Here is a 23,789-nt window from a genome sequence, read left to right as displayed (position 1 = left end):
TTAAACCCATAAAAAAACCAGTTTAGAGCACTAAACTGGTTTTATCAATCAACACAAAATTATTTTGCCAATTCTTGCGCTTGCGTCACCGCTACAGCAGTCATATTGACGATACGACGTGCTGTGGCAGAAGATGTCAAGATATGCACAGGTCGTTGCGCGCCCAATAACAATGGACCGACAGTAACACTATTGGTCGCGGTTTTTAGCAAGTTAAATGCGATGTTAGCCGCATCTAAGTCTGGCATGATGAGTAGGTTGGCTGAACCAGTCAATTTGCTAAATGGGAATGAGGCATGGCGGATACGGTCATCAAGCGCGGTATCACCATGCATTTCGCCGTCAAACTCAAAATCAACATTCATATCAGTCAGTAAATCATAGACTTGACGCATTTTTTTGGCGCTTTCAAAGTCAGATGAACCAAAGTTTGAATGTGATAACAATGCTACACGCGGTTCAAGACCAAAGCGGCGGACTTCTTGCGCTGCTAATACCGTCATTTCTGCTAGTTGTTCAGCGGTTGGGTCTTCATGCACATAAGTGTCAGCGATGAACAAGTTACGACCTTGAATTAATAAGGCATTTAACGCATAAAAATCTTTAGCATCTGCTTGTTTTTTGATCACGTTTTGCACGTAGTTTAAGTGCAAGTGGTATGAACCAAACGTACCACAAATCATACCGTCAGCATCGCCCCGTTCAACCATTAGCGCGCCAATCAAAGAAGTTTTACGGCGAACATCACGACGTGCCAACTCAACTGTCACACCATTGCGTTTGTTCATCTCATAATAAAACTGCCAGTAGTCTTTATAACGTGGGTCGCTTTCGATGTTGACTAGTTCATAATTTTCACCTGCCACCATACGTAAGCCCAACCGCTGGATTTGGTTGGCAATAATGGTTGGACGACCGACCAAGATAGGTTTTGCCAGGCCTTCATCCACCACCACTTGCACTGCCCGTAATACGTTTTCATCCTCACCTTCACAGTAAACAATACGTTTTGGTTCTTGTTTGGCACGGGTGAAAATAGGTTTCATCAAGAACGCAGAGTTATAAACAAACTCTGAGAGTTTATCGCGATAAGCACGCATGTTTTCGATGGGTAGCGTGGCAACGCCAGAATCCATCGCCGCTTTGGCAACCGCTGGTGCAATCTCCAAAATCAAATTTGGTTCTAGCGGTCCCGGAATTAAGTATTCACGACCAAAACGTTGGGTTTCATCCACCGTTTTTTGACCTTTTTGTGGGGTGGCTTCCACATGTGCCATGGCAGCAATGGCTCGCACGCAGGCAATTTTCATTTCTTCGTTGACGGTCGTGGCACCGACGTCAAGCGCGCCACGGAAGATATACGGGAAACACAGTGCGTTGTTTACTTGGTTTGGATAGTCAGAGCGACCTGTGGCGATAATCGCATCGGGACGCACCGCTTTGGCATCTTCGGGTAAGATTTCTGGGTTTGGATTGGCTAGGGCAAAGATAATGGGATCTTGCGCCATGCGTTTTACCATATCTTGGGTCAGCATGCCAGCGGCAGATAGACCTAAGAACATGTCTGCGCCTTCAATCACATCCGATAAGGTTTTGGCTTCGGTATCGCGGGCATAACGCTGTTTTGACTCATCTAGGTTTGCGCGGTTGCTAGTGATAATACCTTTTGAGTCAGCGACAAAGATGTGTTCTTTTTTTGCGCCCAACGCACAAATCAAATCTAAGCAAGAAATCGCTGCAGCACCTGCACCAGAGACCACAATTTTGATGTCTTCGATTTTTTTACCGGTAATTCCTAGCGCGTTTAATAACGCCGCAGACGCAATAATCGCGGTGCCATGTTGGTCATCATGGAACACAGGGATATTCATGCGTTTACGCAGTTCTTTTTCGATATAAAAACACTCAGGGGCTTTGATATCTTCAAGATTGATACCACCAAAGGTAGGCTCTAAAGAGGCGATTGCTTCGATGAATTTATCCGGATCGTTTTGTGCCACTTCAATGTCAAATACATCAATGCCGGCAAACTTTTTGAACAGGACACCTTTACCTTCCATCACAGGTTTTGACGCCAAAGGACCGATATTGCCCAATCCTAAAACAGCGGTACCATTGGTCACCACCCCGACTAAGTTGCTACGCGCTGTATAAAGCGCGGCTTTTTTGGGGTCTTTTTCAATTTCTAGACAAGGTACGGCAACGCCAGGCGAATAGGCAAGTGCCAAATCCCGTTGGTTGGCAAGTGCCTTGATGGGGGTAACAGAAATTTTACCTGGGCGTGGATTGGCATGATAATGCAAGGCGGCTTGTTCAAATAATTCTTTGTCTGATAAGCCATTGTTGGTCGGCGATAATTTATCCATAATATCCTTCGTTGCGACAGTCGTTTTCGAATCGTAGTGTTCGCTATTCTAGCACTATTGACAGATTGATGACTAGTTGAGTACCGGCAAAAAATAAAACTAGTTAGGTAAAAATCGCGCTACCGACCTTGGCTATCATCTCAAGATGAGCAGCTAACGCATATTTCAGGCGCATCTGCCAACGGTGGCTCGGTGTCACTCGGCTTGGCTAATGCGCTAACTTGGTAAGGATTAGCCAATAGCTGATACAGTCTATCCACCTCGCTCATGTCATTTTGTTCAGCCAATTCAATGGCTTGCTGTGCCATGCTGTTTCTTAATACATACACGGGATTGTGGCTCATTACCAACGGCAAAGAATCCTGCTGTAATTTGGTATGGTAGGTAGCAATCCAATCCGCTAAGGTGGCATTGGCTTGACCGTTACCGCTGCTAATTGAAATTTCCAACTGATTAAGTAAATTAAATTCATGTAATAGGTTTAATTTATCATTGGGCTTGGCGTCAGCAACGATTGCTACTAGCGCGCGCAAGCTGTTGGTAAAGTCGAGTTTGTTTTGCTGCATGATCTCCAAGTACTGCAAAGCAAAGTCACAGTTTTCTTCACTGATGGGTAAGCCAAATTTTTGGCAGAGACCTTGCTGATAATACTGATAAAAAATCTCACCAAAACTGTCTAAAATGTCGGTTAATTGCTCGCGCGACAAAGTTTCTAGCGGATGATTGGCGGTCAGTTTTTCGCCATTAAGGCGTAAAAATAAGGTAATCAGACGTGACAAATTCCAAAGTCCAATGGATGGCTGGTTTTGATAAACATAACGCCCGTTGTAATCAGAATGGTTGTTGATCCAAATCGGATTAAAGCGCTCCATAAAACCGTAAGGACCAAAATCGATGGTCGCACCTGTGATAGATAAATTGTCGGTATTCATGACCCCATGGGCAAAACCAATCAGCTGCCAATCCGCCAGGGTTTTGGCAGTTTTATCAACGACTTGCCGCAAAAAATCTTGAATGGGCGTATCACTGTCAAAACAGTCGGCGAAATAGGTTTTGATGACATAACGGGTAAAATACAGCAATAAATCAGGCGCATAATTTGCCACCCATTCAAAATGCCCAAAGCGAATATGACAATCTGCGGTACGTAGTAGCGCAGCGCCGCGTTCACGTGTCTCACGGTTGACAGGGGTATCTGAAACCACAAAGCCCAGCGCGTTGCTAGACCGAATACCCAAGCAATTAAGCGCATGACCTGCCAAATACTCTCGCACGACGCTTCGAATCACCGCACGACCATCCCCCATGCGCGAGTAGGGGGTTAATCCTGCCCCTTTCAGATGTAAATCGGTCAATTGTCCGTCTTTATCGATTACCTGAGCGAGTAATAGACCACGACCATCACCTAATTGCCCTGCCCATTGCCCAAATTGGTGTCCAGCATACGCCATGGCTAATGGTTCAAAGCCGTCGGGAACGATGTCGCCGCCCAAGATTTCGACCCAATGCTGCCTTAAAAATTCATCATCAGCCCAGCCAATTTGGTGGGCGACTTGCGGGTTGAAATGCCCTGCTTGCGGGTTGGTGAGCGGTTTGGGGGGTTGTTTATGATAAAGCCTTGGGTCAAGCGTGGCATACGAGTTTTCGATTTTCATAATTTTTCCATTTTTATAGGCATGACTAATCTGGCGGTTGAATGTCCCCTGTTTTGGGGCATTTTAAGTCATTAATTGCGCTATAATAGCGCGTTAACAGCCGGCTTAAAATTTGATTAAGCTTGCTGACGTTTTTTAAAATTTATATTGCTTACTATACCTTTATCCGACGATAGGGTCTGTGCAATAACTGTGCATGAATCATTACCGCTGTAAAACTCACTTTTTGCTGTCATTAAGTGTTACTTGTTAGAAGATCCGCTTAAAAAAAGCAGTTAAAAAACTATCTAAAAATCCACATACTTAAAGGAAGGTTATGCCTGCGTTAGATCTGAACAATCCCAACAATGTCTATTTGGTTCAGTCGGGGTTTAATGTCCAAGATATCGAAAAATCGCCTACCTTGGTCAATTTGCTCAATCGATTTCAAGGTAACTTACTCATTGATGAGCAAGATACCACCGTCGGTGTCGGCGCAAAAGCCTACGGCAATACCATTCATATTGCTAAAAGTTATAAAAATTTTTTGAACATCGCCCATGAGCTAGGGCACGCAACAGGTCAATACCAACAAATTAATCGTGATAAAAACAATTTGTATCAATTTGATACGCCACAAGCCTATGGCATGGCACGCGCCAAAGCGGAGGGTGAGGCAACTTATTATGAGTTTTTGGTAGCAAAAGAATTGGGGTATCAACGGTTTATCAAACCCTTGTGGCTCGATAACGCGGCAAAACCGCAAGATAAAGATGTGTTTAATGAAGTTGATGAAATCATGCGCCAAGCTATCAGTGAAAACGACAAAATAACCCAATTGGCAGTCCTTAATCAAAGCATGTTGCCCAGTGGGCAGTTTCATGCACCACTTTATACGTATGATGAATACAATACCTTGGTGTTCTTGAATAACCGTTTTGCTATTTCGCGTATATCGCAAGATTATCAGCAAGCATTTGGCAAGCCACTGGATTGGAACAGTTATGAAGCCAAATCCCTTGCTAATAAAGCTAACCAGCATTTTGGCACCTTAGCTAATGACGTCCTCATCAATCACCATATTGATGGTTCTGTACTTGGACAGCAGGGTCTCGGGGATTTATTATGGGGTAGTCAGGGGGACGATGTGCTAGTGGGTAATAGCGGTCAAGATAGGCTGCTAGGCGGTGCTGATGATGATGTGCTCATCGGCAATGCCGGTGATGATGTGCTAGTGGGTGGCACAGGCAATGATTTATATTATTTCACCAAAGGATTTGGTCATGATACCATCATCAATGCAGGCGGTGGCAAAGATACGCTTTATCTTGCGGATAGAGGCTATGACGAGTTGAGCTTGGTCACTCAAGAAAAGCAGGACTTAACGCTGGATTTTGCAACTAGTTCGCCCAATAACAATGAGAAAACCCATACGCCGACTGACGATCAACTTACCATCAAAGATTTTTATTTGGGCGGCGATAACGCCAGTTTAGCCATCGGTTTTGCAAAAACCGGCAACGCCAACCCTGCGACGCTAATGCCAATCAGTCAATTAACCGGTCAATTAACAAATTTTGGCTCAGTCGGGCAGCGTGATATGACTGATTATCAGTCAATACTGCAAAAATCTCTTTTACAGCTGGGCAAAGTCAATGTTACTGCTACAAACGACAAATAAGCGGTTTGTCACATAAACGCAAAAAGCTACTGCAAGGAAATGCGATGTTACCATTAGAAATTAAATATTTGCAAAACGCTCAATATGAACCCACCCATGCGGCAATGCTGGCGCGCGTGTTATCGCGTATTGAGCAAAAAAAATCTACCAGCAGCGAGCAGGCGCAGCTTAGCGCTGATGAGTTATGGATTGTGGATCACGAAAATGTGTTTACACTGGGTCAAGCGGGCAAACCTGAACATATTTTGCAAAGAGATAATACCCCCATCATCCACACCGATCGTGGCGGTCAAGTCACTTGGCACGGTCATGGGCAGTTGGTGGTGTATTTTTTATTTGATTTAAATGCGTTGGGGTGGGGCGTGCGCGATTTGGTCAGTAAAGCTGAAAACATCATCATTGATGTCATCACGCCTTATTTGCCGCCAGATTTTTATGCCAAAGCGCGTGCGGATGCGCCAGGGGTGTATGTGTATAATCAAGACGATTTAGAACTTGGTAAAATTGCGTCATTGGGATTTAAGATAAAACACGGCTTTAGTTATCATGGCATCGCCATCAATGTACAAAATGATTTGACCCCGTTTCAAATGATCAACCCTTGTGGCTATGCCGGCATGACCATGTTGCGTCTAGCAGATTTTGCGGACGTGGATTATCAAGCATTTACCCAACAATTTATCAGCCGTGTCAACCAAGAACGTCAATTTAGCCTAAGCAAATAAAATTTTACTAGAGGCTTAAATATAAGAGTCTTTAATATAACTGTGTTTAATTCAACGATTGGTTAGAGTAGGTAATGCCCTTAGCTTCATACACTTGGTAAGTCGCCTGCAGTAAATCATCAATATACGGATTGGATTGGTGTGCCAACACATTCATAAAAATTGGGGTCGTCGCATCTTCGTGACGTAGACGATGATAATGAATTTGCTCGGTACGGACGGTTTTTAAACTATCAGGCACTAAGGTGATACCTTCACCTGCCGCCACCAAGCCCAAAGCGATTTGGATATCGCGCACTTTGGTGGTCAAATGAGGTGACAATTGGTGGCGGGCAAACAAATACATGAGTTGATCAGTTTCGCCATTGAATAGCGGATTTTGCAGGATTGGCAAGGGCGTGCGATGATACAAAATAAGCGTATCTTCTAGCAACTCTTTAAATGCGATGCCGATATCATCCGGGCGTGATGCCAAGGGGTGCGCCATTGGCAGTGCCACCACAAAGCGTTCATGACGTAAAAATATCTGTTGCACAAAGTTGTCACTGTGCCGAAATCTTCCAAATCCCACATCGATGTCCCCCGACTTTAGCGCTGACATTTGCTGCTCCGAATTGATTTCGACCAGCTTGATATCCAAATTGGGATGTCGCTGTTTGACTGTAGAAATAATTTCAGGCAACAAACCGTACAGCACTGAGGCGACAAATCCAATCGTCAAATGATTGTTTCGATGCGGCTGGGCAAAGCGCTGAGTCAACTCACTGGCTTGCTCAAGTTGCAACAATATTGGCTCAATCTGTGCTAAAAGAAAATGTCCCGCCGCTGTTAAAGTCATTGGGCGGTGATAGCGATCCAGCAGCTCGACACCCAGCTCGCTTTCAAGTTGCTGGACATGGCGGCTTAGCGATGGCTGTGATATAGCCAAGGTTTTGGCAGCTTGGCTAAAACTACCTGCTTTTGCCACTACCACAAAATAAGTGAGTTGTGAAATATCCATATCAATACTCAATGATAATTACAGCGTTGTGTTATCGGGGTTAAAAGCTATTTATTGATTTATTAAGTTTGCTATCACGCCAAAAAATTCAATGAATGTTACAAAAAATGTCAAATTTATGTGCCCATTTCAAGATATTCTAACCAATATATTATAAAATTTGGGTAATACTACGTTAAAAATATTGCGCTAAAAACCTTAAGCTAAAAAAAAGTTTAAACCTATAGATTAAGTTGCTCATTATGGCCATCCGTCTACCCAAGCCAAAAAAAGCCCAGTCTTTACCCCCCATTGAACCCAGCTTCGATAATGTGCATCAAGTTGACAAAATGCAAGTTGATGAAATAGTTGAAGCTGAAGTTGGTACGTCTTTTGTCACGTTAACCGAGCTGCATGAAGGCTTTAATAATCGTCGGTTTTTTGATTGGCACGGTCGGGTTAGCCGTATGCAATTTTTAGCGTATTCCACCTTCAATGCGTTGATAGCATTAATGCTGGTCGCTTTGCTATTTGTGATGATTGGTGGCTTTCAAGGCATGGTAAATGCCAGTAGTGAGCAGTTGCCGATGAGTTTGCTTGGTGCAAGTAGTGTGGGTGTGGCGGTTTTGTTTTATCTACAGCTTGCCGTTAGCAAACGGCGCTTTAATGACCTTAACATAACGGGGTGGCTTGCGCTATTGATGCTAGTGCCTGGGGTAAATGTCTTAGTTTACCTTTACTTGCTAGCAGTCGAAGGGACCGCAGGCGCCAATTATTATGGCTTACCTGCTAGACCTGCTACCCAGTTAAAAACGGTACTGATGGTATTGATTCCGCTTTTAGTTATGTCACTCATCGGTTTGTTAACCCAAGTTGTCGTGCCCAGTTATCAGAGTTATCACAGTTATCAAGCGATGAAAAATAATAGAGACACTCAAAACAATGTCATTCTAACGGCAACAAACCCTAGCCAATCGGCGCAGACATTGCCTGCAACTGCTTCCGCTGTTGCCGCCTCGACCACTCAACCAGAGAATTTAAGAACAGAAGCGGTAATAATTACCGGTGAGCAATTAGGAAACGGCGTGGCTTCCACCCCACAACCCACCGCGCCAGCGAATGTCAATCCCACTATAACTACCAATCAAGTGTCAGACACGCTCGCCAATACGCCAAGTAGGACTAATCAGATGCCTGAGGCGCCAACTGACGCCGCTAATTCTAATAGCTCAAATCCCGATAGCTCAAATCCCAATAACCTAAATCAAGGTTCAGATGAGCGCGCGCAGACGGGCAGCAGTAATTCCACAACAAATGCCCCTAATAGTCAAGGGGTGGTTTCTTATGAAGATTTTGTCAAAGCCTCTGAACAACAAATATTCATCGATAGAAGATAATTTTTTTAAATCTACAGGTTAAATAAAAATTTTCCATCCTAGTACAAATCATGGGTGCCAAAAATTATAAATTAAGAGGGCGCAAGTTTAACTATTAGCGGTTTACAAACGGTTTCAAATCTGCACATTTGCTAATACAAGTTAGCTGAGTATAACAAAACCACAATCAAACCTATGATTAAATAACGCCGCGATATCCCTATAATGTTACTTATCAAGAAGGGGTATTTAACATGAAGATTAACAAAACATATGACAATATAAGGAGTGGCTTAGCATCTCAAAGTTTGGCGTCTCAATTAGTTTTTGGTGACGTGGGTGAGAGTGATTATAGTCAGGCAACTATTAAATCCCTATTACCGCGCTACGATAGTCAGCAAACATATTTGGCAGATTGCCCGTCTAATTTCTTTACTATGCAAGATGAGGACAATCAATTAACCAAAGACTTGCGGATTAAACATAGCGTTAAAAAGTCTGCAAAGCTACCAAAAAAGCTACCAAAAAAATCAGCCAAAGATGATTTAGTGGATGATTGGGCAACCGATAATAAAATCGATGATGAGTCTTGGCGCTATCATCGTAAATGGCTTAGTACCGTCTTTATGATTTGGTTCTTTTTAGCGGTCGCCTTATTGCTAAACGCTGCTTATTATTAACTGTAACTTTTAACTACCACAGTTTTTTTGAGTAATCATTACATTTCACCATGTAATGATTTTTTTTGGCTCAAATAAATGAAAAAAGTTTTATAATAAAGCTATTATGATGAAAAAAATCATTTAGATAAACAAACCATTTAGATAGACAAATCATTTAAAAGGAAATCCCTTGCCAGTCACTCAAACGGATGTTAATACACAAACTATAGCCAAGAGTACAAACAATAACACAATCATAGATTTGCTTGCGCTTATCACTGATACCATGCCGCAGTGGAAAGTGCATCGGTGTCAAGTGACGGACGTGCTTATCTCACAGCACCGGCCTATGAAGTTTATTTACCATTATGAGTATTTATCCGACCTACTCAAACTGCAACATCCGCTAAATGGTCAATTGCTAGCAAGCTTTGATCGATTGCTGACGCGAGAGCAATTTGCGCAAATGCTTGGCATTCATCTCCACCAAGTTGTTAATCCTTGGCAAATAAAGTTTGCTGGCAAATTGGTGGTGTTTTATCAACACCCTGACATTGCATTACGCTTGCATTGGGTGAATACTAGCAAAGCATTTGAGCCCATCTATCTACAATCAAAATTATCTCAAGCAGAATCGTTGCCCTATGCGATTGATAATGCTTTTACCAATTGGCAGATTACGGGGGTGGAAATTATTCAAAAAAATCCACAGGTTGAGCTTGTGTATGACAGCGATGACACCAATGGCAATGGCGTCCAATCCATTTTGCCTTCCACCCAATTTGTGCCTGTGCCTAAGCCGTTAGCCAATTGGATGATGGCATATTTTCAGTCGCATCCCGTCATTGCCAATGAATGGTTGGCGCTAATTAAATCAGAAGCGCAATCTTATGCCCAAACACAGCATTTTATTGCCGACCCGTGAATAGCCACCAAAAATCTAGACGCATTTAGCCATCTGCTGCAGTATTAGCGCTTGATTGAGTGATTTTTTAATCGTTGTGAGTCTAAAGTGTTAACTTTTTTGATTGTATATCTTCTCTGCTGACTTCGATAAGTTCAGTCTGATAAAAAGCTGTCACGCACCACAGCCAACTAACCACAAAGCAGATTTACTCTGTTTGGTAATCTGAGGCGTGGATAGGGGTGTTTGGCTAATATTGTGGGTAAGCTCGCCTACATTAAGACCGCAGCTGGTCAAAAGCGCGGATAATAATTGATATTTGACGGCATAATTCATGTTTTGGGTATTGGCAATGGTGTGGGTAACCATACCGACCACTTCGCCTGTGGGAAGCAGGAGCGGACTGCCACTTGAGCCAGGCTGAATTGGCGCAGTAAACTGCATAAAACGAATATCATTGCCAATGCCTTGTAGCCCTGCGATATTGCCTTGGGTGACTTGTAATTGGCTACCAAGACCTGTTAGCGGAAAACCAAGCGTGGTAATCTGCTCACCCAGCAAGTCATAGCCACGTTCTCGCACGGGCAGATAACTTGGTAAAGGCTGATTGACTTTAAGTAACGCTGTATCACTACCTTCATCTGTCAGAACCACTTGGCATTCCATATCGGGATATCCTTGTTGACGCAGTGCGATTTGCGTTGTCCCGTCCACCACATGCTCACAAGTGAGTAAATGATAGGGGTCAATCGCAAAAGCTGTCCCAGTCCAAGTGTCACCTGGCTGAGGGCGAGGACGTCTGTTGTCTGGTAGGGCGTGCAAAACGTTGCCTGTCGTCATGTTATTAGGGTAACGGGCGTCAAGGCTGATTTGTAAACGTTCGGCAAAATTGGCTAGACTTTGACTAGATGTTTCCGCGAGTGCTCGGCATTTATATTGCCCATTACGCTGGTAGATCTCCAGTACAATACTGGCTTTGATATGGCGCTCTGGGGTATGAAACGCATAGTCAATATCACTACCGACTTTGATACCCAGATCATTGACTTCCACGGCTGGGGCAATCACACTCGCGTCTTGGTAAGCATACACGATCAGTTGCAGATACTGGGTTTGATTTTGGGAAAACACATGGGCTAAGTCTAATATCCAAACATGGATTTTATCACTCTCGACTGTTACCGTTGCCCAATCTTTGCTTTCATGCAGATAAGCAGGGCTGGTAGTTGCTCGGCGACTTGCATCCATCGCTATCCAAACGCAGCCCATCTCAACCCCAAAACGACTGGCATTTTGGCTAGTTACTGTCACTTGGCAAGGCGTTTGGGGGATAGGCGTATTTGCCCCAGGTACCAAAGTTGGCATCGTGTTTCCTTATTATTTTTTTTATTATCCGAATAAAAAAATACCCTATTGACTGCAAATAGAGTCAAATAGGGTATTGTTATCTACAATTAGACGTTAGGCATGTGGTGTAATGGCAGGCATCAAATCATGAAAGGTACGACCACTGGCAATTTCACCAATGGCATGCATTTTCCATTCACCATTGTGGCGATAAATCTTTGCTAAAATCAGCGCGGTATGACTGCCTTGGGCTGATAAGTTATAGCGAGCCACTTCGCTATTATTGCCGGCATTAACGATACGACAAAACGCATTGGCAACTTTCTCAAATGTTTGACCCGTAAAGCTATTCACAGTAAATACCAGTGACTGTACATGAGCAGGGACACGAGATAAATCGACATTGATGACTTCATCATCGCCATCCCCTGCGCCTGTGCGGTTATCGCCTGTATGAACGATACTACCATCCTTTGACTGCAGTTGACCAAACCAAATTGCATCGATGGGCTGTTTGCTCGCGTCAAACATAATGCAAGATGCATCCAAATCGATACTATCATTACTACCGCCGCCACCGAATAGACTGCCCAAAAAGCCACCGGATTTTGGGGTGGATGCAACATCCCACCCTAGACCCATTTTGATATGAGTCAGTGCCGTGCCTGCTTCTTTATCGAGTGAAATTTTTTGTCCTTTTTGTAGACTAACCGCCATCTTCATATCCTTTATTTAATCAGTTTTTATCATTATTTTAATGGTAAATTGCTGCTTGAAATCCGATTTAGCCGATATTTACGCCATATTGTTGGCACATAGCAGCTAAGCCACCTGCATAGCCTTGACCCACCGCACGAAATTTCCATTCGCCATTGTGTTTGTAGACTTCGCCAAACACCATCGCAGTTTCGATGGAATAGTCTTCTGCTAAGTCAAACCGTACTACCTCTGCCCCTGTTTCTTCATTGACCACACGGATAAAGGCATTGGATACTTGACCAAAGTTTTGATTACGAGCTTGGGCATCGTGGATTGTCACAGTGACAGCAATTTTTTCAATATCGGCGGGTACTTGGGAAAGATTGACTTTGATTACTTCGTCATCACCGTCACCTGCCCCTGAGCGGTTGTCCCCGGTGTGTTCAACTGCACCGTTGTCAGATTTTAGTTGGTTATAAAAAATAAAGTCATGGTCGCCGCGTACTTTGCCTGTATTATTAAGCAAAAATACGCTGGCATCTAAGTCAAATTCTGCCCCTGATGTGGCACGCTCATCCCAACCTAGACCAATTAATAACCGTGTTAAGCTTGGATCTGTTTTTGACAGGGATAAGTTACCGCCTTTATTAAGTGAAATAGCCATTTGTATCTCCTATATTATAATATTGAATTAGCTAAAATTTTTCTGAGGGTGTTTTCCTCCCTTAAATTAAACAATTATCTGTATAAAGTCAAAGCTCTATTCTTTAGCTTAATGCTTTATACAAAAAATATTTTAAAATTTTTGAGGTATGCTTAAAAAAACGGAAGAAAAATATTTGCTAAACTTGCATCCTAAACCAGAGTTTACCATGAGTAAGAAAAGAGTAGAACACAGCGACACCTATAAGGCTGAAGCCCGCGCCAAAATCAACTGATGGCAGCCTTGTCACCTGCGGGAATTTCTAATACTTTGACCGTCAAGCTGCTTGATAAAATCTACCAAAAGTTTTTATACGATTAGCAGATGTTATTGGTTACAATATGCTTATGTAAATTCTAGTGCTCGACCTTATAATTGCACTAGTTTTTGGTTTTCATCGGGTATGGCTAGCAGGCTGTTAACAAGCTGGCATCAAAATATTTAGTAATTTATATTTAGTGACTTATATTTAGTATTTTATATTTAGTGATTTAGATGGTTGGGGAAGCATAACTTTATGGAAGGCTCGATTGATCTCGTTAGTTTGGTAACGCACGCCAGTATTTTCGTCAAAATTATCATGGGTATTTTATTATTTGCTTCTTTATTGTGTTGGGTCACTATTTTTCGTTTAAGTAGTCGCTTGGCAATTGCCACGCGCGCCGATAATTATTTTGAGAAAACCTTTTGGTCAGGGGTTGAATTGCCAACCCTATACAAAGGCGTTCAAGGTAATCCTGATAGAAGTGGACTTGAGCAAATCTTTTTTATTGGCTTTAGTGAGTTTTTAAAACTGCTCAAAAACACCCAAGCCCGTAGCGACGTCATTGAAGGCGTCGAGCGCAAACTTCGCGTTGGCTTGGGGCGTCAGCAACTCGAGCTTGAGCAAGGATTGCCGTTGCTAGCCAGTATTGCCTCGGTCTCGCCTTATATCGGTCTGCTTGGTACGGTCTGGGGGATTATGACGGCTTTTATGGGTTTATCGACTTCTGCGCAAGCCACACTGGCTGCGGTTGCCCCTGGTATTGCCGAAGCCTTGATTGCCACGGCGCTCGGGTTGTTTGCTGCGATTCCAGCGGCACTGGCTTTCAACCACTTTACCGCAAAAAACGATAAAGTTTATCAAAGTCGTAGCCTGTTCTGTGATGAGATGACAGGCATGTTGTTGCGACAAACTGTGGATACGACTACCAACTTACCGACAGGGCTGAATTCACCTGCCATGATGCCACCGCTCGCTCGCTAGATAAACGCTAAATGCTAAATGAATGTTAGATAAATTTTATTGAACAACTTGACACTATGAAAGCAAACCCTTACAGCCGTAACCGTCCTCAAAAACTCAATGCAGGTATGAATGTGGTGCCTTATATTGACGTAATGTTGGTGCTGCTCGTCATATTTATGGTGACCGCGCCCATGCTAACGACGGGAGTAGATATTGATTTGCCAAAAGCGCAAACCAAATCACTACAGCAAGGCACGCAGTTACCGGTGATTGTGTCACTAAAATCTGATGGACAGCTATATTTAAGTACCCAAGACAAAACCGATGAGCCAATGAGCGAAGAAGCACTAATCGCCACTTTGAATAATTTACAATCTCAGCCTCAATACCAGTTCGATGGTAAACCCAATGTCAATGTGATGATTAATGCCGATCAAAATAACCAATATGGGGATATTATCCAATTGATGGCAAACTTGCAGCAAGCGGGCATCCAAAAGGTTGGCTTGTTAACGGCACCGCCAAAACCAGCCAGCAAATAGCCTTTTAATCAAATGGCTTTTTAATGAAGTAGCTTTTTAATCAAGCAGCCTTCTAATACGATGACCTTTTAATTTTTGATTGAATATTTTTGGTAGAATAAGGAAATACTGAGACGATGTATGCTGAAGTGACCTCAGTCTATGTACCCGTCAAAACACCCGATTACCCGGTATGGGCGATTGTGCTCAGTGCCATTGCTCATGCATTGGTGGTTGGGTTATTGTTTTTCTTTTATCATAACACCCCGCCAGCGCCCATGGAAACCTCGTTGATTACCCCTGAGCAGTTGTCGGTAATGGAAGGGCAAATCAAAGCCAACCAACAAAATGAGCTTGCGCAAAACCAAGCCACGGCTGGCGAGATGGCTGGTGCGCCCACACCGTCCTTAAATTCCCAAACCCTATCAACTGTGCCAATGAACACGCCCCATTCGACATCAACCAATCAAATTGAAACGGTTAAAAATACGTTAGCCGCCAAGCAGGCGCAATGGGAAAAAGAGCAGGCGCTGTTTGCTGAAAAGCTAGACCGGGAAGTAGCAGCTGAAAGACAAAGCGTGATTGATGAATTAAACCAGCGCAATGAAACCCAGCAGCGAAATCTGCAAGATTATAAAATTGCCGAAAGCAATATTGATGAGGTAAAAAACGAAATACGCGCGAACAATGCCGCCTACAATAAAAATCTCAATGCCAATAGCGAGCGGCAAAGTGACAATAATATAAAATCACTGGATTTGGGTAAAGATGGTCAATCTACAGGTGCAGCGCAATCGCAATCATCTAGCGGTCAAGGTTCTAGCAGACGTGGTGGTGCATCGGGAGGGAGTTCGGCAGGCTATGTCAGCCAAGTCATGGCGATGATTGATGCAAACTGGAATGTACCAACCAATAGTAATGGCAATTCATTAACGGCGTCATTTAGCATTGCTGCGGATGGGACAATTAGTAATATCACTATTCGCGGCAGTAGTGATGCCGCTTTTAAAGCAAGCTTACAACAAGCAATCAACCAATCAAGTCCGCTGCCGCCCCCGCCAAATGGGGCAAGAACCATGACGGGCAATTTTAAAGCCAAATAGTAAAGTCAAATAGTAAAGCTAAACAGTGTTGTAGCGCCTAGCCTTGCCCAATCTTTTTTGGCGATTAAAACAATGCTATTATTTTAAAACCACTTTTTTAATAATTATAAATATTGCAGGCTAATTATGAACCATACTCTTTTGAAAGCGGCAGTCGTTGCCTTGTCTACCACTGCGATGCCACCTCTAGCAAACGCTGCTGATAACGTTGATTTTACCCTAGTCAAGCAGGCACCACGCTCTAACTTGCAAGTCGCCATTGTGCCGTTTGCAGGGGCAGAGAGTATCTCGGGCATCATCACCAATGATTTGACCAATTTGGGGCAATTTACTTTAGATAGTAATTTACCAGAGCGGCCTCATAGCAGTAGTGAAGTCACTTTGCCTGTCTGGCAGCATAACGCCGTGCCTTATTTGGTGGTTGGCAATACGCGCAGCAATCGTGGCAATATTGAGATTAACTTTGAAGTCATAAATGTGGCGACAGGTGAGGTGATGCAGGGTCTGCAAACCGTTACCAGCAAAAATAACTCACAAAGTTTGCGTATGGCAGGGCATAAGGTTGCTGACCGTATCTATGAGATATTGACAGGCATCAAAGGCGATTTTTCTGGGCGCATTGCGTATGTGGTTGAAACAGGCAAGCCCAAAAACCGTGTCTCACGTTTGGTCATTTCTGACGTGGATGGGTTTAACCCAAAAGTGATTTATGAGTTTAACGGTACCATTAAAACCCTAAATACCTCTGCTGACAATCAAACCTTTACTTTTCAAGTTCAGCCCGACACGCTAGGCTATCCGCAGGTCATGTCTGCCAATATTGTCAGCGGAGCAGTCAGCAATTTGACGAATTTTAAAGCCATGAATTATGGCGCATCCGTGAGTAAAGATGGTCGCGTGATATTTAGTAGCAGTTTTGAAAACGGCATACCGCAGATTTATTTGGCGCAAGGTGGCAATTCTCGTCGATTGACCAATGACCCTGTGGGGGCTATTTATCCTAGTTGGGCGCCTGATGGGCAATCATTTGTCTATACTTCAGACAGAGCCGGTGGTAAAAAAGGCGGTAATAAAGGTCAAATTTATCTATATAATCTATCAACCGGTAGTGAACAGCGTTTGACGGGCGGCGGACTAAGCAGTATGGGGCGCATCAGCAATGATGGTAAAAAAATGTCCTATTTGTCGGGTGCCAATCAAGGCGTGGTGATGGATCTGGGTTCGCGCTCGGTAACCGCTGTAAATAACGTTGGGTTAAGTGAAGCCCCAGGTGTCTCACCCAATGGACAACACTATATTTATTCCAATAAAAATGTCATTACCATTGTATCAAATGGCAAATCCATCAGTATTAGCCCATCCCAAAATGGCGTACCCAATGGCTTGATTTATGGACCACTTTGGCTCAATCCAGACGCCAATAATGTTTTACCTTAACCAAGCCACAAATAACATGAAGCATGTTTATCTCTTACTCCGTTTATGGTGCGCCGCTGTTATGGCAATTGTCATGGCAATTAGCTTGGCGATGACAGGCTGTCAGACCATGCGCTCGCCATCAACAACCTTATCTAACACCTCCTTGCAAAGTTCGACCTCATTGCCCAAAGTCATAGCGACTGCGCCAACCAATTTGCCGCATATGGATGCTAGACAGCTGTCAGGCAAGTTAATTTTTATTTATTTAACTGGATTTGGGGAAAATCGCCAAGGGCAGCTGATTGAAACCCAAATCGATGGCAGCGACCCAAAGACTTTGTATAAGGTCAATGGTACGATAATGAGCTTATCTGCCAGTCGCTTAGGCGATCGCCTGATTTTTACGGTTCAAGCAGGCAAAAGTTATCCTAAAGTCGTTATCCTTGATAGAGCGACTTTGCAAGTTACTGAGATTTCTGGGGTGTCTGCGGTTTCTGCCAAACGCACCCATAATTTTAGTGGCGCAATCTCCCCCGATGGACGCCAATTGTTACTAGCAAATAGCCAAATGGGCAATCCAGAGATTTTTTTGACCGATAGCAGCGGCAATATAAAACAACAACTGACCCATCAACCAGCGATTGATTTAGCCCCTGTGTGGCTGCCAGATGGTCAATCCTTTATATTTACGTCAGATAAAGCCAAATTTTTACAACCGCAACTTTATCAATACCATTTTGCAAAACAACAATTTTTGCCTTTAAACTTGCCCGGTAAAACCAATGCCATCGCTCGGGTTAGTCCCTCGGGGCGTTTGATCACTTACGTCAGCGATAATAGCCAAGGCAGGCTCGCAGATATGGCAACTAAAAAAAATATCGCTATCAATGATGAAGGATTGGCTGAACCTGCCAACTTTTCGCCCGATGGCAACTATTTGCTGTATTCGGCAAAAAACCGCATAAAAATCATCCCAGTACCAACCTTTAAACCATTGGCATCACAGCAGTCCCCTGTTAGCTGGACGGTCGAGTTTGCCGATAGCAACCACCAACCATTTACCATTCGAGAACCGATTTGGGTAATACCCTAAAGTCCATAACAATCAATTGAAATTCTATACTACGACCCGATAAAAAAAGTAATAATCATTGATGGAAAATTATAATGAACCTAGAAAAACCAACAGATGCTCACACACCTGACCCAGCCAACCCACAATTTGGTAGTGGGGCGAATGGTTATCCATCAGCGTTACCGCAATACACGCAGCTCAGTCAACACTTACCGGTGACCCAAAGCCAAATCAGTTATAACCACATTACTTATGCGTTGGCGCTGTTTAGTTATTTTACCGCGGGACTGACTTGGATTATTCCGATTGTGATGAATTATTTAAAGCGCGATGAGGCTAGGAACACGTGGCTTTATAGTCACTTTGATTGGCAAATCAAAACATTTTGGTACAGTATATTTTTTTGGGTGATTGGTTTTGTCATGGTGATTTTTGCAACGGGTGGGCTATTTTTTGGCGCTGCCGTTGATAGCAATCATGCGATGGGTGGCAGCTTTATTGTCGGTGCTTTAGGCGGCTTGATAATCGTCGCCACAGTCTTATGGCATCTGTATCGCATTATTCGTGGTTGGATTGCGTTGTCAAATGGTCGAGCCGTGCCTTAGTCTTTGATTATAGGACGTTAAAAGCTAAAATCTGTAATCTATAAGCCGAGTTAAGCTCATATAGTAGTTAATGTAGCAGTGAAGGCAAAGAAAATTGCAGGTGTTTATTTAGCGTCAACACTGATATAATAGCTTTTCTGATTTTGACGAGATAGTCTAGACAGCGCGTCAACGGGTGCTATCTCTCAAGCTAAATAGGTTAGTTCTGCTTGTATAAAGGGCAGAGTCAATTAGATTCACCCATGCAATGTGAGTGCTTATTCAACTATGTATGCCTTTCTTCGTCCGTTCTTATTTAACACCGATCCTGAAAAAGCCCACGAAATCACGTTATCGTTACTCGAAAAATCGCAAAAATTTGGGATGCTCGGGTTTTTGTACGGTAAACAAGAACTAACAACTGAATGTATGGGGTTAACCTTTACCAATCCGGTTGGTTTGGCAGCAGGGCTTGATAAAAACGGCGAATATATCGATGCGTTAGCAGCATTGGGTTTTGGCTACATCGAAATTGGTACGATTACCCCAAAACCACAGCCTGGCAATGACAAACCCCGTCTATTTCGTATCAAAGAAGCCCATGCCATTATCAATCGCATGGGATTTAACAATAAAGGCGTCGATTATCTCATTGAGCAAGTCAAGCGTGCAAAATATCAAGGCATTTTGGGTATTAATATTGGCAAAAATGCCAGCACGCCTGTTGAAAATGCCCTTGATGACTATATTTATTGTCTAGAGCGAGTGTATCCTTACGCGTCTTATATTACGGTGAATATCTCCTCTCCCAATACCAAAAACCTGCGTGACTTGCAAAGTGGTGATGCGCTCACGGCGCTGCTTGATGGTATCAAATCACGTCACAGCCAACTCGCTAGCCAACATCAGTATTATGTGCCATTGGTACTGAAAGTTGCCCCAGATTTGGAAGAAGATCAAATTGATTATATTGCCAAAGAATTGGTGCGTTTTGATATTGATGGGCTGATTACCACCAATACCACCTTAAGCCGCAATGGGGTAGAAGACTACAAAACCAGTCAAGAAGCAGGCGGGCTATCAGGTCGACCACTCAGTCACCGTAGTACCCAAGTTCTTGAGCAGTTTGCCGAACGCTTACCGAGCTCAGTTGCACTTATTGGCGTAGGCGGCATTGACAATGGTCAACGTGCGGTTAAAAAGATTGAAGCAGGTGCGGATTTGATTCAACTCTATAGTGGTTTGATTTATGAAGGGCCAGAGCTCATCCAAACCTGTGTTGAAGCCATTGACGGTTATCGTCTAAGCCAACATTCACCCTCTAATTTGTAAATCCCATGATACGAGCTTGACCCGATGACTTTGTTAGATATGGTAGTGTTGTTTGTATTGTTTATTGGGTTGTGGCAGGGGTTTAATAATGGCTTGATGCGCTCACTGGTGGGCATGTTTGGTTGGCTATTGGCGCTGCTGCTCGCCAGTTATTTGGCAAAACCTTTAGCCCCGTTTTTTGTGTCGCTGACGGGCTCAACCGGCCTTAGTATCATTGCGGCATTCTTGGCAATTGGCTTATTTGTCATCGTGGGACTGCAAATTGTATTATGGGTGATGAGTAAAACCTTGCAGGGGCTTCGGCTGAGCATCCTAGATAAATTGGCAGGCGCAGGGTTTGGCTTGGTCAAAAATTTGGTCATTGTGTTGATGCTGGTGAGTTTATTGGCGCCTTTTGTCAGTCAACGTGACTTTTGGCAGCAGTCTAAGTTTGCCAAGGCGCTACTGCCACTAGCACCTTTTGCGACCCAAATCACCCAACAGCTTGCTGCCAATCTGGGGAAAACCGCTTTCGAAGGAATAGGGCAAATGGGCCAATAGCATTGGTAAGTTTAACTGACGGCTAACATCTTCTAAGCCGCCAAATAAGGTAGTTTCATTCAATTTTCATCAGGTCTCATAGCCATCCGTGAAAAATCAAAGGGGTAAAATATGTGTGGAGTTGTCGGTATAGCCGCTCACAGTCCGGTTAATCAAATGCTATACGATGCGCTGACTATGCTGCAGCATCGTGGGCAAGATGCTGCGGGTATTGTGACATGTCAAGATGGCCGTCTGTTTTTGCGTAAAGAAAATGGCATGGTGCGCGATGTGTTTATGACCCGTCATATGATGCGTCTTGTCGGTCATCAAGGCATCGGGCATGTACGCTACCCAACGGCTGGTACGTCTAGTAGTGCGGAAGCTCAGCCTTTTTATGTCAATTCGCCGTATGGTATTACCTTGGCGCATAATGGTAATTTGACCAACGCAGAAGAGATTGCCAAAGAACTGTTTATGGAAGATATGCGCCATATTAATACCGATTCTGATTCAGAAGTCTTGCTCAATGTGCTAGCGCATGAGATGCAAAAACTCGGTATCCAGCATCCAAGCCCCGATGATATTTTTGAAGCGATGACATCCGTCTACAAACGTATCGAAGGCGCGTATGCGGTAGTCGCTATGATTACGGGCTATGGTATTTTGGCATTTCGTGACCCCAATGGCATTCGTCCGCTGATTTTTGGTCAACGATTAGCGGAAAATGGCGGTTTTGAATATGTGGTGGCATCTGAGTCAGTTGCGTTAACTGCATTGGGTTTTGATATCGTTCGAGATGTGAAGCCCGGTGAAGCGATTTTTATTGATGAAAACAATAACTTCTTTAGTCGCCAATGTGTCGAAGCCAAAGAGTTTAGACCTTGTATTTTTGAATATGTCTATTTTGCCCGCCCAGATTCGATTATTGATAATATTTCTGTTTATAAAGCCCGTATGCGTATGGGCGAGTCGTTAGCGCAGAAAATCATCAAAGAATGGGGTGAAGATCACGGTATTGATGTGGTTATTCCTATTCCCGATACCTCACGTACTTCTGCGATGGAGCTTGCCCAACATCTAGGCGTAAAATACCGTGAAGGCTTTATGAAAAACCGTTATATCGGTCGCACCTTTATTATGCCAGGTCAACAGCAGCGCAAAAAATCGGTACGTCAAAAATTAAGCGCGGTGCCTTTTGAATTTAGAAATAAAAACGTATTGTTGGTCGATGATTCAATTGTACGTGGCACGACTTGTCACGAGATTATCCAAATGGCACGTGATGCAGGCGCCAATAATGTGTATTTTGCCAGTGCCGCGCCACCGGTCAAATATCCCAATGTGTATGGTATTGACATGCCAGCGCGCAATGAGCTGATTGCCTCAGGTCATAGTGTGGAAGAAGTGTGTAAAATCATCGGCGCGGATCGTTTGATATTCCAAGATTTGGATGACTTGATTGAAGCGGTACAAGACAAACACAGCGATGCCAAAAAATTTGATTGTTCGGTATTTGATGGCAAATACATCGCCGGTGGTATTGATGAAGATTATTTGGATGAATTGCAGCGTAAACGCAGTGATAAAGCCAAACAGAAAAAATCTGGTATACAAGACGTGGCTGATACGCCTGTGGATATCGTCGGGGTGCAAACCGAGGTATAAGTTATCCTTCATAAAAAAAGCCCAAGTAGGGCTTTTTTTTATGGGGATTGAAAACCTATCAGATTCAATCCCCATAAAAACCCATTAAGGCTAGCAATACCCACCAGCATACTTAGCAGTAATTGCTTTTTCCAATGATAGCTGAGCAACACCACTAAAAGCGCCAATATCTCTGCCACAAGTAATGGCGATAAGCCCAGACTCATACTCATAGCGTTGGGCATAGGCTTGGGCTGCTGCCAATGCAAGGAAGTTAAAATCAACAGCGTCATCACGGATAATGGCAATGCTTTATTCACCGCGAGCAACAAGGGGGCATCCAATAAACGCTTTGGCAAAATTATCGGGGTCAAGCGGGTGAGAAAAGTCACCAACGCCATGGCAAAAGTAGCGGCGACTAAATAAAAGTTATCAGGTGGTGTGTTCATAATATTCTAACGATTAATGGATAAATTTTTTGGCGGTTGAGCTGTCAGATAGTTTGAACTGTCAGAGAGCTTGCTCATGAGCAGATTTATTGCTCATAAAAAAGTGGATGATAATGAGTCCCAAACTCACGCAAATCGCTGATAGTAAAAGCCAATCGGATATAAAATAAAACGCCGCTGTGAACGCAATGATGGCGATGAAGATGGGATAGTAAGCCTTGACTGCTTTAAACTGCTCGTAGGCTAAAATAGCAAATAAGCACACTAACGCAAAATCCAAATGGGGCACCCAATCATTGAGCCCTTCACCCAGCAAAATGCCCAATATAGTACCGATAACCCAATAACACTGATTGAGCAAACTCACAGGTAGTATGAGTCTTTGGCGTTCATTTTCATGAAGGGTGGTTAACACGGAAAAAGTTTCATCGGTTAACGCAAACAAGCAATAAAATCGACTGATAGGATTGGTTGGTAATTGTTTTAATAAAGGAATGGCATAGAAAGCATGGCGCAAATTTATCGCTAAAGTATTGCTGGCGATGGTTGAGATTCCAACCCCACCCGCTAACAGCGTAATAGAAGCATATTGCGCCGCACCCGCATATAACACCACACTAGATAAAATCGCCGCCCATATAGGAAGTTTTGCTGCCACAAACAACACGCCAAAGGCAATCCCCGCAGGGATATAACCCATTGCCACAGGAAAACTTACTTTAAACGCCTGTTGCCATAACCCATTTTTCATTAATTCATTTGTCATCATTGCTATTCTTGTTTAGATTCTAGCCATAAAAATACCCTAGCAAGTAGGGTATTTTACCGCTCAAATC

At 43.5% G+C, this 23,789-nt stretch carries 22 protein-coding genes; 14 read left to right on the top strand and 8 right to left on the bottom strand.

Annotated elements, in window-relative coordinates; all coding sequences use genetic code 11:
* Positions 1 to 59: 59 nt before the first annotated feature.
* On the bottom strand, positions 60 to 2,366 hold the full coding sequence (locus RT084_RS01920; RefSeq protein ID WP_312383511.1) for an NADP-dependent malic enzyme: 2,307 nt from the start codon (positions 2,364 to 2,366) through the stop codon (positions 60 to 62).
* Between the two features lie 140 nt (positions 2,367 to 2,506).
* Entirely contained in the window at positions 2,507 to 4,021 is a 1,515-nt protein-coding gene (locus tag RT084_RS01915; RefSeq protein ID WP_312383513.1) for a protein adenylyltransferase SelO, read from the bottom strand.
* A 316-nt stretch (positions 4,022 to 4,337) separates the two neighbouring features.
* Here RT084_RS01915 and RT084_RS01910 point away from each other — a divergent pair, with 316 nt between their 5' ends.
* Complete coding sequence (locus RT084_RS01910; protein WP_312383515.1) at positions 4,338 to 5,681, top strand: calcium-binding protein; 1,344 nt, start codon at positions 4,338 to 4,340, stop codon at positions 5,679 to 5,681.
* A gap of 44 nt (positions 5,682 to 5,725) precedes the next feature.
* Entirely contained in the window at positions 5,726 to 6,406 is a 681-nt protein-coding gene (lipB, locus tag RT084_RS01905; protein WP_284033992.1) for a lipoyl(octanoyl) transferase LipB, read from the top strand.
* Between the two features lie 46 nt (positions 6,407 to 6,452).
* On the opposite strand, the gene RT084_RS01900 is transcribed toward lipB, so the two are convergent.
* Positions 6,453 to 7,406, bottom strand: coding sequence for a LysR family transcriptional regulator (locus RT084_RS01900; RefSeq protein WP_312383518.1), 954 nt, complete (start codon positions 7,404 to 7,406; stop codon positions 6,453 to 6,455).
* Positions 7,407 to 7,648: 242 nt separating this feature from the next.
* Between RT084_RS01900 and RT084_RS01895 the strand changes: the two genes are divergently transcribed.
* From RT084_RS01895 to RT084_RS01885, 3 genes are all read left to right on the top strand, one after another.
* Positions 7,649 to 8,782, top strand: a complete 1,134-nt coding sequence (locus RT084_RS01895) for a DUF805 domain-containing protein (protein ID WP_312383520.1) — start codon at positions 7,649 to 7,651, stop codon at positions 8,780 to 8,782.
* Positions 8,783 to 9,069: 287 nt separating this feature from the next.
* Positions 9,070 to 9,441, top strand: a complete 372-nt coding sequence (locus RT084_RS01890) for a hypothetical protein (protein WP_312383523.1) — start codon at positions 9,070 to 9,072, stop codon at positions 9,439 to 9,441.
* Positions 9,442 to 9,613: 172 nt separating this feature from the next.
* On the top strand, positions 9,614 to 10,348 hold the full coding sequence (locus tag RT084_RS01885; RefSeq protein WP_312383525.1) for a hypothetical protein: 735 nt from the start codon (positions 9,614 to 9,616) through the stop codon (positions 10,346 to 10,348).
* Between the two features lie 153 nt (positions 10,349 to 10,501).
* On the opposite strand, the gene RT084_RS01880 is transcribed toward RT084_RS01885, so the two are convergent.
* The 3 genes from RT084_RS01880 to RT084_RS01870 form a co-directional block, all read right to left on the bottom strand.
* Complete coding sequence (locus tag RT084_RS01880; protein ID WP_313097432.1) at positions 10,502 to 11,692, bottom strand: S1 family peptidase; 1,191 nt, start codon at positions 11,690 to 11,692, stop codon at positions 10,502 to 10,504.
* Positions 11,693 to 11,788: 96 nt separating this feature from the next.
* Entirely contained in the window at positions 11,789 to 12,391 is a 603-nt protein-coding gene (locus RT084_RS01875; RefSeq protein ID WP_282849443.1) for a TerD family protein, read from the bottom strand.
* Positions 12,392 to 12,458: 67 nt separating this feature from the next.
* A complete protein-coding gene (locus RT084_RS01870; protein ID WP_065252628.1) occupies positions 12,459 to 13,037 on the bottom strand; it encodes a TerD family protein in 579 nt (192 codons plus the stop codon).
* Between the two features lie 556 nt (positions 13,038 to 13,593).
* Between RT084_RS01870 and tolQ the strand changes: the two genes are divergently transcribed.
* The 9 genes from tolQ to purF all read left to right on the top strand — a co-directional run bounded on the left by tolQ (position 13,594) and on the right by purF (position 22,525).
* Positions 13,594 to 14,322, top strand: a complete 729-nt coding sequence (gene tolQ, locus RT084_RS01865; RefSeq protein ID WP_095355470.1) for a protein TolQ — start codon at positions 13,594 to 13,596, stop codon at positions 14,320 to 14,322.
* Positions 14,323 to 14,378: 56 nt separating this feature from the next.
* Positions 14,379 to 14,846 (top strand): protein TolR, encoded by a 468-nt coding sequence (gene tolR, locus RT084_RS01860; RefSeq protein WP_007116707.1) that lies wholly within the window; start codon positions 14,379 to 14,381, stop codon positions 14,844 to 14,846.
* A 116-nt stretch (positions 14,847 to 14,962) separates the two neighbouring features.
* Positions 14,963 to 15,928, top strand: a complete 966-nt coding sequence (gene tolA / locus RT084_RS01855) for a cell envelope integrity protein TolA (protein ID WP_095355469.1) — start codon at positions 14,963 to 14,965, stop codon at positions 15,926 to 15,928.
* Between the two features lie 126 nt (positions 15,929 to 16,054).
* Positions 16,055 to 17,365: a TolB periplasmic receptor gene (locus tag RT084_RS01850; protein WP_312383532.1), complete on the top strand. Its 1,311-nt coding sequence runs from the start codon at positions 16,055 to 16,057 to the stop codon at positions 17,363 to 17,365.
* Between the two features lie 61 nt (positions 17,366 to 17,426).
* The gene (locus RT084_RS01845) at positions 17,427 to 18,440 is read left to right on the top strand and encodes a hypothetical protein (protein WP_312383534.1); all 1,014 of its coding nucleotides are present in this window, start codon (positions 17,427 to 17,429) and stop codon (positions 18,438 to 18,440) included.
* Between the two features lie 74 nt (positions 18,441 to 18,514).
* The gene (locus RT084_RS01840) at positions 18,515 to 19,027 is read left to right on the top strand and encodes a DUF4870 family protein (protein WP_083106207.1); all 513 of its coding nucleotides are present in this window, start codon (positions 18,515 to 18,517) and stop codon (positions 19,025 to 19,027) included.
* A 267-nt stretch (positions 19,028 to 19,294) separates the two neighbouring features.
* A complete protein-coding gene (locus tag RT084_RS01835) occupies positions 19,295 to 20,338 on the top strand; it encodes a quinone-dependent dihydroorotate dehydrogenase (RefSeq protein WP_065252633.1) in 1,044 nt (347 codons plus the stop codon).
* A 24-nt stretch (positions 20,339 to 20,362) separates the two neighbouring features.
* The gene (locus tag RT084_RS01830) at positions 20,363 to 20,878 is read left to right on the top strand and encodes a CvpA family protein (RefSeq protein ID WP_312383542.1); all 516 of its coding nucleotides are present in this window, start codon (positions 20,363 to 20,365) and stop codon (positions 20,876 to 20,878) included.
* A 111-nt stretch (positions 20,879 to 20,989) separates the two neighbouring features.
* The gene (gene purF / locus RT084_RS01825) at positions 20,990 to 22,525 is read left to right on the top strand and encodes an amidophosphoribosyltransferase (protein WP_312383543.1); all 1,536 of its coding nucleotides are present in this window, start codon (positions 20,990 to 20,992) and stop codon (positions 22,523 to 22,525) included.
* A gap of 38 nt (positions 22,526 to 22,563) precedes the next feature.
* Here the strand turns inward: purF and RT084_RS01820 are convergent, their stop codons facing one another.
* Together RT084_RS01820 and RT084_RS01815 are read right to left on the bottom strand one after the other, a co-directional pair.
* Positions 22,564 to 22,953 carry an AzlD domain-containing protein gene (locus RT084_RS01820; protein WP_312383544.1) on the bottom strand — a complete coding sequence of 130 codons (390 nt, stop codon included), beginning with the start codon at positions 22,951 to 22,953 and terminating at the stop codon, positions 22,564 to 22,566.
* Between the two features lie 61 nt (positions 22,954 to 23,014).
* Positions 23,015 to 23,722, bottom strand: coding sequence for an AzlC family ABC transporter permease (locus RT084_RS01815; protein WP_062330425.1), 708 nt, complete (start codon positions 23,720 to 23,722; stop codon positions 23,015 to 23,017).
* Positions 23,723 to 23,789 lie beyond the last annotated feature (67 nt).

Origin of the sequence: Moraxella sp. CTOTU48717 (assembly GCF_032057165.1) — a bacterium.
Taxonomy (GTDB): Bacteria; Pseudomonadota; Gammaproteobacteria; order Pseudomonadales; family Moraxellaceae; genus Faucicola; species Faucicola tetraodonis.
Note: the sequence above shows the minus strand (reverse complement) of the source record. Positions and strands in the feature narration are given on the sequence as shown.

Bases quoted from the DNA above. Each gene is read 5' to 3' on its own strand.
- RT084_RS01920 (WP_312383511.1), bottom strand. From the start codon at position 2,366: ATGGATAAATTATCGCCGACCAACAATGGCTTATCAGACAAAGAATTA.
- RT084_RS01915 (WP_312383513.1), bottom strand. From the start codon at position 4,021: ATGAAAATCGAAAACTCGTATGCCACGCTTGACCCAAGGCTTTATCAT.
- RT084_RS01910 (WP_312383515.1), top strand. From the start codon at position 4,338: ATGCCTGCGTTAGATCTGAACAATCCCAACAATGTCTATTTGGTTCAG.
- lipB (WP_284033992.1), top strand. From the start codon at position 5,726: ATGTTACCATTAGAAATTAAATATTTGCAAAACGCTCAATATGAACCC.
- RT084_RS01900 (WP_312383518.1), bottom strand. From the start codon at position 7,406: ATGGATATTTCACAACTCACTTATTTTGTGGTAGTGGCAAAAGCAGGT.
- RT084_RS01895 (WP_312383520.1), top strand. From the start codon at position 7,649: ATGGCCATCCGTCTACCCAAGCCAAAAAAAGCCCAGTCTTTACCCCCC.
- RT084_RS01880 (WP_313097432.1), bottom strand. From the start codon at position 11,692: ATGCCAACTTTGGTACCTGGGGCAAATACGCCTATCCCCCAAACGCCT.
- RT084_RS01875 (WP_282849443.1), bottom strand. From the start codon at position 12,391: ATGGCGGTTAGTCTACAAAAAGGACAAAAAATTTCACTCGATAAAGAA.
- RT084_RS01870 (WP_065252628.1), bottom strand. From the start codon at position 13,037: ATGGCTATTTCACTTAATAAAGGCGGTAACTTATCCCTGTCAAAAACA.
- tolQ (WP_095355470.1), top strand. From the start codon at position 13,594: ATGGAAGGCTCGATTGATCTCGTTAGTTTGGTAACGCACGCCAGTATT.
- tolR (WP_007116707.1), top strand. From the start codon at position 14,379: ATGAAAGCAAACCCTTACAGCCGTAACCGTCCTCAAAAACTCAATGCA.
- tolA (WP_095355469.1), top strand. From the start codon at position 14,963: ATGTATGCTGAAGTGACCTCAGTCTATGTACCCGTCAAAACACCCGAT.
- RT084_RS01850 (WP_312383532.1), top strand. From the start codon at position 16,055: ATGAACCATACTCTTTTGAAAGCGGCAGTCGTTGCCTTGTCTACCACT.
- RT084_RS01845 (WP_312383534.1), top strand. From the start codon at position 17,427: ATGGCAATTGTCATGGCAATTAGCTTGGCGATGACAGGCTGTCAGACC.
- RT084_RS01840 (WP_083106207.1), top strand. From the start codon at position 18,515: ATGAACCTAGAAAAACCAACAGATGCTCACACACCTGACCCAGCCAAC.
- RT084_RS01835 (WP_065252633.1), top strand. From the start codon at position 19,295: ATGTATGCCTTTCTTCGTCCGTTCTTATTTAACACCGATCCTGAAAAA.
- RT084_RS01830 (WP_312383542.1), top strand. From the start codon at position 20,363: ATGACTTTGTTAGATATGGTAGTGTTGTTTGTATTGTTTATTGGGTTG.
- purF (WP_312383543.1), top strand. From the start codon at position 20,990: ATGTGTGGAGTTGTCGGTATAGCCGCTCACAGTCCGGTTAATCAAATG.
- RT084_RS01820 (WP_312383544.1), bottom strand. From the start codon at position 22,953: ATGAACACACCACCTGATAACTTTTATTTAGTCGCCGCTACTTTTGCC.
- RT084_RS01815 (WP_062330425.1), bottom strand. From the start codon at position 23,722: ATGATGACAAATGAATTAATGAAAAATGGGTTATGGCAACAGGCGTTT.